The following is a 259-nucleotide window of genomic DNA, read 5'->3' as shown; positions in this document are numbered from 1 at the left end:
ACTTGATGCGCACGACAATGGAAATCGTTTCAGTGCACTTAAGAAGGCATATGGCTCTCGAAATGTCGTTCCTTTTCTTGGTGCGGGACTTTCAATGTCCAGCGGGTATCCAGGGTGGACAAAATTCCTATGGGATCTGCAGGGCGAGTCGCACGTCAAGGTGGACGATTTGGATTCACTATTGCGTGCTGGGGATTATGAGGGCGCTGCTCAGTTACTTCATGATGATCTTGGTCCTGCATTATTCAATAAGCAGCTC

At 48.6% G+C, this 259-nt stretch carries 1 pseudogene; it reads left to right on the top strand.

The annotated features are described in order from the left end of the window. Positions 1 to 259: pseudogene (locus tag SB660_RS21790) on the top strand (hypothetical protein); the annotation flags it as partial.

Origin of the sequence: Bacillus sp. SIMBA_005 (assembly GCF_046535585.1) — a bacterium.
GTDB classification, from domain to species: domain Bacteria; phylum Bacillota; class Bacilli; order Bacillales; family Bacillaceae; genus Bacillus; species Bacillus pumilus.
Note: the sequence above shows the minus strand (reverse complement) of the source record. Positions and strands in the feature narration are given on the sequence as shown.